The following is a 12,514-nucleotide window of genomic DNA, read 5'->3' as shown; positions in this document are numbered from 1 at the left end:
CAAGTCCGGGACTGCGAATTAGTCAAAGGGTGAACACCATGATCCCCATTACCCTCATCCAAAAAACCGCCGAAACCCTCATGGACAAGGCCGCCATCGAGATCCCGCAGGACTATCTTGATGGTCTGCAAAAGGCCGCCAAGACCGAAGACGGCGATCTGTCGTCCTTTGTCCTCAAGGCCATGCTGGAGAATTACGAGGCCGCCAAGGAAGATCGCCGCGCGATGTGCGGCGACACCGGTGTGCCCCGCTGGTTTGTGAAGCTGGGCAATGAAGCACGGGTTGAAGGGGGGATGGTGGCCCTGGAAGCCGCTCTCAGACGGGCGACGGCCAACGCCACCAACGGTGTGCCCCTGCGCCCCAACCGCGTGCACCCGCTCTGGCGCACGGATCATGACAACAATGTCGGCATCGGCGCGCCGGAGATCGAGTACGGTTTTGAACCCGACGGAGAATGGATTGATCTCATTACCGTGCACAAAGGCGGGCTCTTTGGCACGGATTACCGCATGCTTTTCCCTTCCGATGGGATACAGGGGATCAAGCGGTTCTATCTCGACAGCCTCATGGCCTTTGGCAAACGCGGTCTGGCCTGTCAGCCCGCGATCATCGGCATTGGGCTGGGCGGCTCCAAAGATATCTGCATGACGCTTGGCAAACGCGCCTCTGTTCTGCGCATTGTGGGCAGCCGCAATTCTGACCCCCGGATTGCCGAGATGGAGGACGAGTTCAAGGAACTTGGTAATTCCATCGGCATGGGGGCTATGGGTTTTGTCGGCAAAAACATGGTGATCGATTGCAATATCGAGGTGGGCTACTGCCACACAGGCGGCATGCCCATGTCGGTGCACGCCTTTTGCCTGTCGTCCCGCCGCGCCGTGGCGCGCATCCATGCCGATGGCCGGGTCGAGCACCGCACAGACCCCGATTGGTTCACCGACTATCAACGTCGCGAAACGGTAGAATGGGAACCGGCACGGGAGGCGGCGGAGTGAGGCGAAATCTTGAAAAGATTTCTGTCCGGAGTCTTTTCAAGACTCCGCGTCCCGCCAGAACCAGAGTTTGAGCAACCGATGCCAGTTTATACCTTTGCATATCGAGTAGGACACGACGCGGCCTTGTTGAATGATGAGGAGTGGAAGCAGATAGAGCCCTTGATGGACGTGCGTCGGCGTGTGGAAAGTATTGTTAGGTATCAAGAAGAGACGGCAGTTTCGAGCGATGAAGCCAGCTTGAAGGATCCTTCAGGCATGGAAGCTCTTCAAGTCTACTTTGAAATGACCGGCGTAGAGCTAGAGCACCCTAACCAGCTATATGGCGTAAAGCTATCTGAATATGGCTCCCTGTGTCCTAGCTGTTTAAAACCGTTTCGAACACCGCGCGCAAAGTTCTGTGCCAACTGCAGCTACAGGTTGCCCGAGGGGCAAGTTGCCGGGCCACTAGGAGATCAATCATGAAACCCCGTGAAATCCGCCTGTCCACCACTCCCCGCGGTGAAGACATTGCGCGGCTGTGTCCACAGGGGGCGACGTAGTAAAGGTGGATGAAATAAACGAAGATGTTGTTTTTTACTGGTCGGGGCCGTTCAGCCAATGGCAACGCTCTTTGTTCGAGCTTGATGGAAAAACATTCAAAACAGCCGAGCAGGCTATGATGTATCTAAAAGCTGTCCTTTTTGGTGATCTTGATATCGCCCAAAAGATCTTACAAGCAGATGACCCAGGAACTCAAAAAGCGCTTGGACGACAGGTGCGCGGCTTTGATGAAGGAGTTTGGGAAGCAAACCGGGTTGAAATCGTCCACCGTGTAAACTTGGCTAAGTTCGATCAAAACAAAGGTCTTCGCCGCAAACTTTTTCAGACTTTGGGCAAAGATTTGGTGGAAGCCAGCCCAGTAGACATAATCTGGGGGATCGGCCTTGCCGCGGAAGTAGCACGCGTAACACCCCGCGACCTTTGGCCTGGTCAGAACCTCTTGGGAAAAGTTCTCACCGAAGTGCGAGACATACTGGAAACGCGCTACCCTGACGAAGCGGCTTCTGTGCAGAAGGAAACCCTTAGATGAAACCCCGTGAAATCCGCCTCTCCACCACCCCGACCGATGAAGACATCGCACAGCTCCGCTTGGGGGATGTCGTCTATCTCGACGGCCTCATGTACACCGCACGCGAGGGCGTCTATATGCGCGCGTTAGAGGATAAGGCCAACATCCCGATGGAATTGCCCAGCCAGTCGGCGGCGAATTTTCACTGCTCGCCTGCGGCACGGATCAACCCCGATGGCAGCTTTGATATGGGCGCTGTGACGGCCACGGCCTCGTTCCGCTTTGCCAAGTGGCTGCCCGAGTGGATGGCCAAGACGGGGGCCAAGCTCATTGTCGGCAAGGGGGGCATGACCTCCAAGGACTACAAAGAGTACTTTGTGCCCAATGGGGCGGTGTATCTCTCGACCGTGGGCTATGGCACCGGCGCGCTTTTGGGGCGCGGGGTTGAGAGCGTGGAGGCCGTGCACTGGAACGAAGAGCTGGGCCTCGCGCAGGCTATGTGGGTGATCAAGTGCAACAAGATGGGGCCCTTTATTGTCGCCTCGGATCTCAATGGCGACTGCCTCTTTGAGCGCGAGAACGCCAAGATCGCGGAAAATGTGGCGCGGGTCTATGAGGGCACCAAGCCAGCGGTTCTCAAACGCTATGGCGAGAGCGATGATCGCACCGACGAGGTGATCTGAGGGTCAGGTCAGTTCGGCCACCAAAATCCCTACGCCCATCAGCAAGGTCAGCAGAATAAGAAGCCGCCGGAATCCGGTATCGCTCAGCCTGCGGAACACCATGATGCCGATCTGTGCAGCAATAAGGCCGCTGGGGATGGTGATCAAAAGCGCGTTCAGGGCTGTGCGATCATAGGCACCCTTGAAGGCCAGAAGGCAGACGGTCGTGCTCAGGATGGCCACGTTATAGGGCTGCAAAACCGCGCGGGTCTCGGTCTTGGTCCATGGCCGCAAGGAAAGCCACATGGACGGCACCGCGCCGGACACCGACGCCGCGCCGCCCAGAACGCCGCCAATGAGCCCGATGAACGCCTCCAGCCAGGGCAGGGTGGGCGTAAAGGCAGGCAGGGCGGCGCGAAACCCGAAGTAAGCCCCGTATAGGATCAGAAACACTGCAATCGCTGTTCGCAGCGTGCTGGCGTCAATGACATCAAGCAGCATCAGGCCAAAGGGAACACCCAAAAGCCCCGGCAGCACAAACCGAAAAAGCCTGCGCGGGTAGGTGAAAATCTCTTTGCGGACAATCCAAAGTCCCTGCAATCCGACCAAAACGGACATAAACGCCACAATCGCCACCGCCGTGACAGGCTGCAGCACCACAAGATAGAACCCCAGTGCGAAAAGGGCCGTGCCCGTCCCGGCCAACCCATTGATAAAGCCGCCAGCAGCGGCTCCGATGATAAGAAACAGGATGGCTTCTGTGGTCATAGCGTGGATATCGCCGGGCCAGAGCGCTCTGCGGTGATGACCTGCAGCAGGGCGTCGAAAATCGCGTCGATGGCCTTTGTCTTGATTTGGTTCTTTGCATGGACAAGGCCGAGTGTTCGCGTTGGCGCATCATCCCCCAAGGCGAGGCGTTTGACCGGCACGGCGTCATGAGGCTGCACCGTCAGGCTGGGCACAATCGAGACGCCAAGATTGGAATAAACCATGCTCGCAATCGCCTCTGGGCTGTCAAGCTCCATCGTCTCGTTGACGCGAAGGCGTTTTGACAAGATCCAGTTGTCGATCAGCGTGCCCAGGACGGCGGTGCGGTCAAACCGGATGAAGGGTCGCTCTTGCAAAAGGGTTAGCGGGTCGTCATCGGTCTCTTCGATGGCCGTAATGAGGTGCATCGTCTCTTTTGCGAGCTCACGAAACTGCATGCCGACGGGCATCAGATGTGGTTTCGTGATGATCGCCGCATCAAGATTGCCGCGCTCAATATCAGCCAGAAGCGTGCTTGTCAGACCGGGGCGGATGCGCAACCCGATTTCGGGAAACCGGGCTTTGAGAATGGCCATGGCACGAGGGGTCAGCCCGGTCAGCGTGGTGCGCAATGTGCCCAGGCGGATGACGCCGCTCAACCCGCCATCGCCCAGAACCGACGGCACTAGATTGTCATAATCTGCAATCAGTTTGCGCGCCTTGGCCACGATCTGATGCGCAACGGGTGTAAGCTCCGGGGTGCGTGTGCTGCGGTCAAACAAGGCCACGCCAAGATCGGCCTCAAGGGTCTGCATTTGTTGGCTGACGGCGGCATGTGTGACATGCACGACATCCGCCGCGGCGCTGAACGTCTTGGCGTCAGAAATGGCAACCAATGTGCGCAGCAGTCGTATTGTCATGAGCGCTCCACCTTAGTAGAAAGGAGAACTTTCGAAAGCCTCCATTCATCCACTGTTTTCTACAGGTGATCTTACTGAGAACAAGTGAAACTATCTCCGGAATTCCACTCAGTGGGGTGAATACGCGGCGCGCCCTGCGAAAATAACCCTTTATTGACCCTCATGGGATCATCCCACTACTGTAGCACGAGCGCGCGGGTATGGTGAAAAGGTATCACAGCAGCTTCCCAAGCTGTTATTGCGGGTTCGATTCCCGCTACCCGCTCCACATTCACGCGACATTCTGTGTCATGATGTGTCATTGCCCTTAAAAACATGAGAATACTGATGATATACCGTGACTCGATGGGTCATTATGTCCAGGCGCATTGTTGGTCATTTGTTGGTCAGGCGGTTGAATTAAGGTAAAGGACTAGTCTTCTTGCCAATAACAGATAAAGAACTGAGAGCATTGAAACCTGCGGCACGCAGGGTCCGGAAATCTGATGGAGGGGGTTTGTTCCTAGAGGTGACCCCAGCAGGTTCGAAAATCTGGAAACTGGCCTATCGCTTCAACGGTAGGCAAAAAAATCTTTATTATTGGGCCGTACCCGAAGATCACCCTCAGCATGGCCAGATCAGTGCGCGACCGAGTGAAAGTGCAGTTGATCAATGGGGAAGATCCTCAAGAGTTTCGAAAGAAACACACCAATTTACGACAGCAACCTAGAGATACTTGGCGTGAGGTCGCTTTAGAGTATTTGGAGAAAATCACGAAACAAGGTGCAGCCCAACTTACGATCAAAAAGAAAACGAGCTTCGCCGAACGAACATTCGGGGAAATAGGTAACTCCAGCATTCGAGATTTACGGCCTCTTGATCTTCTCCCGCTTCTCCGACGCGAAGAGGAAAAAGCGCAGTATGAAACGGCCTCAGGCCTTCGCGTGTTCATGGGGTAAGTTTTCCGATATGCCATTGCCACTGCACGCGCTGAGAGTGATCCGACTCGCGACCTTAAGGGTGCGCTTATCTCGCCACGCCCGAAACACCACGCCGGTCGCCATTGAAAAAGGTGTTCGTGCGCGGTCCTGACGCTCAGGCGGTTCTCGATCACCTGACCACACGCGATCTTTCCAAGGTCACGCCGGGAAAGGCGGCCTATCTATGCGTTCTCACCGATCAAGGCGGGATCGCCGATGATGCTGTCGTGTCGAACAACGGTGGCGAAGAGTGGATGATCGTTCACGGCTCGGGCGACACGATGGCGCTCTTGCAAGCTTCGGCGGAGGGGCACGATGCCCAAGTTGAGTTTACGGATGACTTGCATGATTTGTCGGTGCAAGGCCCTGCGTCGCTGGCTATTCTCAACGCGCATACGGATATCGACCTGAGCACTCTGGCCTATTTCGAGCATGCGCCTGCGGTGCTTTTTGGTCATTCTTGCCGGATTTCACGCACCGGATACTCTGGCGAACGCGGCTACGAGGTATTTGCCGATGGCTCGGTAATCACTGACATCTGGGACAAACTGGTCGAGGCAGGCGTCATGCCCTGTTCCTTCACGGCGCTCGACAAGGTGCGCATCGAAGCGGGCCTGCTGTTCTACGGCTACGACATGACTGAGGACAACACCCCGTGGGAGGTTGGTCTGGGCTTCACGGTTAGCAGCACCAAGGGTGATTTCCGCGGCAAATCGGCGGTCATGGCGGCGAAAGGTGCTGAGAAGGTCAACAACGTTTGCCTCGACATCGACCATCCAGACATGGTTGAAGGCGGTGAAGCCTTGATGTTGGACGGTCAGAACGTCGGCACCATCAACAGCCCCTGCTATTCGCACCGGATGAACAAATCGCTGGCGCTAGCGCATGTAGAGCCTAGCCTTTCGGTTGGTGCCACGCTCATGGTGTCGGGCGACGGTCTGGAAACAACGGCCACAATCACTTCAAACCCCGTCTATGATCCACTTCAAACCCCGTCTATGATCCTGAAAAGTCGCGGACGCATAGTTGACACAGCCGATACATTCCGGCGAAGGGCGAAACTCTGATCGCCCTTCGCATAACTGCAATTGACTTTGGCAGAACACAGATGCGCTAACCCGCCATTCAAGCATGACGCAGCATCGGGCAAAGTGGGCTCGTTGCCGCCATCGAGGCCGGCGCAGCGTCGGCATGATTTGGAATGTCCATTAAACCATGGACGGCCCATAAGAGACATTCATTGCACTCTTCCGTCGCTGCGCCGCGGCCCGTCAAACCGGCTGTTCGCTGCGAGCGCAAAATCAGGGGTCGGGCGAACCGGCGATCCGCGGGACAGAGCGGGCGTTGACGTTCTCGATTTGAGCGTCGCCTTTGTGCGCTTCGCGACAGCAGCGACAAGCACCAATGGCAGGAAACCGACCTTCGCAGCCCCTGTAAAAACGAGTGGCGGCTTCAGATAAACCGTACTTATTGAGGCCATTCTCAGGTCTACTGCTCAAGATGAGTTACTCTCTCCACATCAACCATCCGCCCGATCTCGATAACTTGATCATATTCTATGTTCTTCACTTTTTAAAAAACGTCACACATGGTCATTCGGTTTTTACCAACGAAAGAAATTGCACGAAATGTGCAGTGGAACAGCCGGTATCTGTCGCTGGCTGAAAAGCCCCGAGCATTTGTATCATTAGATGGCTTATGGACGCTAGTTATCCTTTTCGCTGATTTACGATCTCAAGCGCATCAGAAATTGAAAACAGACCTGCAACATCCTCAGGCGACACCGTGAAATCAAAGGTTTCTTCGAGCATTTCGATGAAGTTCATATGCGCAAGGGAATCCCATCCAGCGGTGTTAAAGGGCGAGGAGTCCTCAGATATGTCATCGACATTCACACCAAAACAGTTTGCGGCGATCTGCTCAACTGACGTGCCCTTGGTTTTGGGCATGGCATCCAGGATTGCCGCCTTGTCGACCTTGCCTGATGCGCGTCGCGGCAAAGCCGGAAGAAGTATCAAGCGCGAAGGTTGTTTTTCGGGTGAAAGTCTGGTCCTGCACTCGGCATAAACGCGGTCCAGATCGAGTGACGCATCGGGCAAGGGGCACACCGCTGCCAACAGTTCTTCGCCGGTCTCGGTTCGGTGGCCAAAGGCATAGGCCTCGGCCACGCCCGGCAGGGCAGAGAGCACCTCTGTTACGGCTTCGGGATGGATCGTGACACCGCCGACGACGACAACATTTTTCTTGCGCCCTTCAAACACAAAGACACCGTTCTGATCGAGATGAACGAGATCTCCAGTACGGAACACACCCTCTTTCAGAACCGCTTCTGTGGCTGGCGCATCATAGAGATACCCCTGCATCACGGTGCCGCCTTCGATGGTCAATTCGCCAATTTCGCCGACCGCACAGTCTCGTCCGTCTTCGCGCAGAACCCTGGCTGTAAGCCCCCGGGCAACACCAATGGATCCCACAACGCGCGTGGCGTCATCAGGGCCCGCAATAAGCGCGTCGCACACGACCTCGCTCAAACCATAGGCATTGACCACTGGAATGTTGAATGCGCCTTCCGCAGCATGCCATAGATCTGCATCTAGGTAATCCGCGCTGCAAAGGATGTACTGCATGGAGTGTGGCATGCTGAACCGTGCGGGGTCATGCGCCCGGAGCATAATGCGCAACATGGCAGGCACAGTGATCATGTGCGTCGCGTCATGGGCGGCAAGATCATCAAGAACGACCTGACTTGCCTGCGCCGAGAAGGGGCGTGGCCGGAGCAATGTCGCACCAAACCAGAGTGCCAGCAACGGGCCGCGGATGATACCGTCAACATGGTGAAGCGGCAGAAGATTGAGCGCACGAGTTTCGGCATCAAAACCGTACACGTCTTGAAAAATAGAGAACTGGGCCCTCAAGTTGTCGTGGCTCAGAGCGACAATCTTTGGCCGGTCCGTTGTCCCCGAGGTGGCCACAAGCAAAGCCGTTGAGGATGGGTGTGTTGGCACAGGATGCTGTGTGTTTTCACCGGTAACTGAAGCATCCAAAACGAGCAAATCGGGCATATGATCCGCAAGCCAGTTGGGATCGCCGTCTGTTACAAATGCCGCCGCCCTGCTATGTTTGAGCAGCGCGATAGTTTCATCCAGCGTGCCGTTTGGATCGCAGATCAAAGCCGGACGTCCAAGCCGTAGACAGGAGGACAGTGCTGCAATGACAAACCTGTCTGACTTGCAGCAAATTGCGACCACCGCATTTGTCGCTGATTTTGCAGAAATAGCTTGTTCAAGCCCGGACATGCGCTTGCGCAATTCGGTGGTTGACAGGGGACCGTCTGGCAAAATGGCAATCTGTCGGTCACCTTGCAAACACTGGTCGATCTTTTCTGCCAACATCACATAAGCTCATTGTTTCGGGAGGTGTTGTTCATAAGCCGCCTCTTACCCGGAGTTGACGGCCTGCGACAAGCAGTCGGTGATTGTCTCCAGGCTCGCTGCAGTATGCATGATCGTCAGATGCTCAGCATCGACATCGACAACACGCAATTTATCAGGCGTGAGTCTGTCCCACCCAAGGTGACGAGGTCTGGCGAGTAGCGGATTTGGTTCTTTCGTTCGAAACAGAGTGACGGGTGTTTTGTCGAAGGGATCAGGACGATAGTTTTCCAGCGCTTTGTGAAGGGCGCGGATAGTTGGCCAATACGCTTTGGGGCGTTGCTTGAGGTCTATCTCAAGCAGTCTGTAACTGCGCAGCATTGTGTCAGGATCGCTTGGGCGCTTAAATATGCTCTTTGCGGCATGAACCAGAAGACATTTCATCTCAAGCACCGGGGATCTGAAGATCGCGCTTGGCATGTGCAAGCGATGCACACGTGTGTCAAAAAGCCAGATATGCGACACAGGTCGGTTTCTGTTTGTCAGCATTCGGGCTGTTTCAAAAGCAAGAACACCCGCAAAGGAAAATCCCGCCAAGTGTAACGCCCCATCTGGCCATCGGTTGCGCAAATACTCTGCGAAGTCTGCGGCCAAGGATTCAATTTTAAGGCTGTCCAGCGCGCCAAGCGCATTTTCAGTCAGGCTTAGCCCATAGGGGGCCAACCCGGAGGGCAGACGCGGCACCAGATCGCGGGAATACAATAGATTGCCTCCAAGATCAGGCGTGAAGACAAATGGAACACCCGTCGCCTTGGGCTGCAGCGTCAAAAGTTTCATACCTTCAAGACCTGTTTGCGCATTCATTCCGGTAGCCTTTTATCCTTGTAGGGAACCTGACGCGCAAAATCGAGATAGGCGGCCTCGTGCACTTTTTGGCGTTTGGCAAGAACGGTTGTCGCCAAATTCTGAAAAGCGTCATCCACGAATTTGAAGGCATGAAACAAAGGCTCGGGCGCCGCGGCCCGGAGCGCCTTGTGCGCGCCAATCGTTCCATAGTCCACGGCCGAATATCCTCTCTCTATTGCCTCTTTGTAGGAATGATACATCAGAGAGAATAAAAGGCCTATCCGGGCCGATTTTGTGACCCAATGCTGTGCAGAAATTGTTTTTTCCCCGCAAAAACAAAGAAGTCCGGCAATTGGGACGTCATCTTCCCACGCGGCCAGGAATTCTATGGCATCGGGCATCGTCTGTAGCAACGCATCGAAATACGCGCGGTTTAGCCATTCGGCATGCGCGTGCTGCTCAAAGACATCGCAGTACAGTTCGTGGATTTTTGACATTAAATCAGGCGTTATTTCGGATCCCTGGACACGCCGTATCACAACCCCTTCGGCCACGCGCTTTTCGTATTCCGTTTTCAGCCTCCACCGACCGCCTTTTGTCAGAGAAGACCGAAACGCGTCAAAGTCTGTCTCCGCGCGGCTTCGCCATGTGAATGTCAGCGTATCAGCAGGGACGTATCCCTGTGCTTGAGCCGCAACTTGATCCTCACGCGTGCCATAGGCGATTTGAACAGAGCGCACGCCGGTTTTTTGGGCCAGTTGATTGAGTGCGATCAAGAGCGACTCCCTGATCGCAATGCAGTCCTCCGCATGATCGACCAAAAGCCGTTGGCCTGGCCACGGTGTCAATGGCACTTCAACAACCAACTTGGGGTAATACGGCCCCACTGCGCGTTCATGCGCCAACGGCAGGCCCCAATCTATACCAAGCTCACCGTTGGAATTGTCTTTGAGAAATGCAGGGGCCGCCCCTTTCAAAACGCCCGCTTGATCCGTCAGGGTCACGTAATAGGGTATAATCCCGACTGCTTCACCGATCAGACCGGTTTTTTCCAAGATACCAAGATGGCGCGGATCGAGATAAGGTTGATCGGGTCCAATGAACGCCTGCCACCGGATTTTGTCCAGGGCATCTATGCTTGGCACGGCCGACGCAATGTAGGGGCCGATATTGCCCAGCTCGATCATGGTTTTGGTCCAGTTTTCTGACCGCTCAAGCGGCGTGGATCGCCATGTGCTCGGACAACTCCATTTTGCGCGTCGAGCTCAATCGCGCAAATGGACGGGGTCACTGCACGACCGGAGTCACTCTTTGACACAAGGTGCCCACGCTTCGAAAGGCCGTCGCAGATGTCGTTTGGCAGGTCAGGTTCGGCGCGGACCTTGCCGGGAAATGTCAAATGCGGAGCCGAAGAGCCAGGTGGTTCAAGCGTATAGGCACGTGGCGCTGAAAGAGCTTGGTCTAAGGGTATGTTCTGGCCCAGATGCTGCGTCAGTATTGCGACACTGGCCTGAATGGCCAGATCGGCGCCGGGACCACCGCCCGCAACCGTCCGGCCATCATCATCTATCAAAAGGAATGGGCTAGCACTGGCGCGGGGACGTTTGCCGGGGGCAAGACACGCGGGGTGCTCGGACGACACCTGGCTTTGCCCTCCCCGCGTGGACATCACGAACCCTAGCCCCGGCACGGCCGGCGAGTCGTGAGACATATCGCTTGGGGTTGCCACAAACACCCCGCCGTCAAAGTCAACAATGCTGACAACGGACGTATCCAGTGGTGGCGCACCAGTACGAATATCGTCTCCACGCGACCGCGCCGTAGGGCCGACGGTGTTTGCAAGCTCTTTCGCGTGGGTCTCGGACAAAAGTCGCTCCAGTGGGACGTCAACAAAATAGGGATCGCCAAAATATTTGTCCCGATCCGCAAACCCAAGCTTGATCGTTTCAAGGATCAAGTGCCACCAGTCTTCGGGCGCTTGATCCTGAATGCCCAAAGCCTCTGCAATTTGCAGACATTGGATCAAGGTTGGACCCTGGCACCATGTGTCAGGTGTATAAATCGTAGCCCCAAAAGCCTTACCCGACACCGCCGAGACAATGGGCGTTGTGTGGCCTGCCATATCATCCGCAGACAGCCAACCACCTTCTATATGCACATGTGCCAACATTTCTTGCGCCAAGCTACCTTCGTAGAACAAAGTCCGTGCGGCTTGCGCACCGCCTCGTTCTTCGGCGTCGATCAAACGCTGCAATGTTGCGCCAAGTTTGGGTTGTCGAAATCTCTCGGCTGGTTGCACCGGTCGGTCATTTGGCAACCAGATCGAGGTGTTTTCCGGGTAGGTTCGGTAATGCCGTTCATATGTCGCGGTGGCCGCGACCAGATCCTCATGCGCCTCAAATCCATCCGATGCAAGCGCTTGAGCTGGTTTGGCAAGATCCCCAAATGGCATCGTGCCAAACCGGTCCAGTGCTGTAAAACACGCGTCTGGCAATGCTGGTGTCACAGTCCTCAGGATGCCACGCGGGATGCGGCCACGATGATCGCGGTGCAACACTTCGGGGGCCGTTGCCTTGGGCCAGCGACCAACGCCTTCGATCGCAAAAACATACCCGGAATCGGCAGGCTTCACCAAAGCAGGCAGAATGCCACCCAATTGCACTTGTTCAGAATGAACAACCGTCAAAGCCAAAACAGCGGCAACTCCGGCATCCACCATATTTCCGCCCTGACACAGAACTTTCCAAGCGATGTCCGCTGCGATTGGGTGCCCGGCGGATACAGCTGCCGGACAAGAGCCTGCGCCGATGCTGTGGTGCTCAACTGGCAAAGATTACTCGGCCTCTTTCTCGTGAAAACGTTTTGCCCAAAAGCTCTATTCTTTTGGTGAATCCGTTTCAACGATAGAGTTCAAAAGGCATATCTCAAGCACCGCATGGGACATCACAAATTCGGCATAAAGGGCA

Annotated in this window: 11 protein-coding genes, 1 tRNA gene and 1 pseudogene; 7 read left to right on the top strand and 6 right to left on the bottom strand. The window is 55.5% G+C overall.

Features of this window, described 5'->3' with window-relative positions; translation table 11 throughout:
• Window positions 1–38 precede the first annotated feature (38 nt).
• The 3 genes from RZS32_RS02280 to RZS32_RS02270 all read left to right on the top strand — a co-directional run bounded on the left by RZS32_RS02280 (window position 39) and on the right by RZS32_RS02270 (window position 2,726).
• The gene (locus RZS32_RS02280) at window positions 39–995 is read left to right on the top strand and encodes a fumarate hydratase (protein ID WP_317055417.1); all 957 of its coding nucleotides are present in this window, start codon (window positions 39–41) and stop codon (window positions 993–995) included.
• Between the two features lie 544 nt (window positions 996–1,539).
• Complete coding sequence (locus tag RZS32_RS02275; protein ID WP_317055416.1) at window positions 1,540–2,064, top strand: NADAR family protein; 525 nt, start codon at window positions 1,540–1,542, stop codon at window positions 2,062–2,064.
• Window positions 2,061–2,726, top strand: a complete 666-nt coding sequence (locus RZS32_RS02270) for a fumarate hydratase C-terminal domain-containing protein (protein WP_317055415.1) — start codon at window positions 2,061–2,063, stop codon at window positions 2,724–2,726. The genes RZS32_RS02275 and RZS32_RS02270 overlap by 4 nt, the downstream gene beginning before the upstream one ends.
• A 3-nt stretch (window positions 2,727–2,729) precedes the next feature.
• On the opposite strand, the gene RZS32_RS02265 is transcribed toward RZS32_RS02270, so the two are convergent.
• A complete protein-coding gene (locus RZS32_RS02265; protein WP_317055414.1) occupies window positions 2,730–3,473 on the bottom strand; it encodes a sulfite exporter TauE/SafE family protein in 744 nt (247 codons plus the stop codon).
• Entirely contained in the window at window positions 3,470–4,372 is a 903-nt protein-coding gene (locus RZS32_RS02260; RefSeq protein ID WP_317055413.1) for a LysR family transcriptional regulator, read from the bottom strand. The genes RZS32_RS02265 and RZS32_RS02260 overlap by 4 nt, the downstream gene beginning before the upstream one ends.
• Before the next feature lie 194 nt (window positions 4,373–4,566).
• On the opposite strand from RZS32_RS02260, the gene RZS32_RS02255 reads away from it, so the two are divergent.
• From RZS32_RS02255 to RZS32_RS02245, 4 genes and pseudogenes are all read left to right on the top strand, one after another.
• A tRNA-Gly gene (locus tag RZS32_RS02255) sits at window positions 4,567–4,640 on the top strand.
• Between the two features lie 153 nt (window positions 4,641–4,793).
• A pseudogene (locus RZS32_RS18960) lies at window positions 4,794–4,934 on the top strand (Arm DNA-binding domain-containing protein); the annotation flags it as partial.
• The gene (locus tag RZS32_RS02250) at window positions 4,918–5,310 is read left to right on the top strand and encodes a phage integrase central domain-containing protein (protein ID WP_317057835.1); all 393 of its coding nucleotides are present in this window, start codon (window positions 4,918–4,920) and stop codon (window positions 5,308–5,310) included. The pseudogene RZS32_RS18960 and the gene RZS32_RS02250, both read left to right, overlap by 17 nt.
• Before the next feature lie 104 nt (window positions 5,311–5,414).
• Window positions 5,415–6,398, top strand: a complete 984-nt coding sequence (locus RZS32_RS02245) for an aminomethyltransferase family protein (protein WP_317055412.1) — start codon at window positions 5,415–5,417, stop codon at window positions 6,396–6,398.
• 642 nt (window positions 6,399–7,040) lie between these two features.
• Here RZS32_RS02245 and RZS32_RS02240 read toward each other — a convergent pair.
• Genes RZS32_RS02240 through RZS32_RS02225 form a run of 4 tightly spaced genes read right to left on the bottom strand, consistent with a single transcriptional unit; the run spans window position 7,041 to window position 12,378 of the window.
• Complete coding sequence (locus RZS32_RS02240; protein WP_317055411.1) at window positions 7,041–8,723, bottom strand: AMP-binding protein; 1,683 nt, start codon at window positions 8,721–8,723, stop codon at window positions 7,041–7,043.
• A gap of 45 nt (window positions 8,724–8,768) precedes the next feature.
• Window positions 8,769–9,566: a thioesterase domain-containing protein gene (locus RZS32_RS02235; protein WP_317055410.1), complete on the bottom strand. Its 798-nt coding sequence runs from the start codon at window positions 9,564–9,566 to the stop codon at window positions 8,769–8,771.
• A complete protein-coding gene (locus tag RZS32_RS02230) occupies window positions 9,563–10,735 on the bottom strand; it encodes a GNAT family N-acetyltransferase (RefSeq protein ID WP_317055409.1) in 1,173 nt (390 codons plus the stop codon). Before RZS32_RS02230 ends, RZS32_RS02235 begins: the two co-directional genes overlap by 4 nt.
• A complete protein-coding gene (locus tag RZS32_RS02225) occupies window positions 10,732–12,378 on the bottom strand; it encodes a gamma-glutamyltransferase family protein (protein ID WP_317055408.1) in 1,647 nt (548 codons plus the stop codon). Before RZS32_RS02225 ends, RZS32_RS02230 begins: the two co-directional genes overlap by 4 nt.
• Between the last annotated feature and the right edge of the window lie 136 nt (window positions 12,379–12,514).

Source organism: Roseovarius sp. W115, from assembly GCF_032842945.2.
Lineage (GTDB): Bacteria > Pseudomonadota > Alphaproteobacteria > Rhodobacterales > Rhodobacteraceae > Roseovarius > Roseovarius rhodophyticola.
This window is presented reverse-complemented; position numbering and strand designations above follow the sequence as displayed.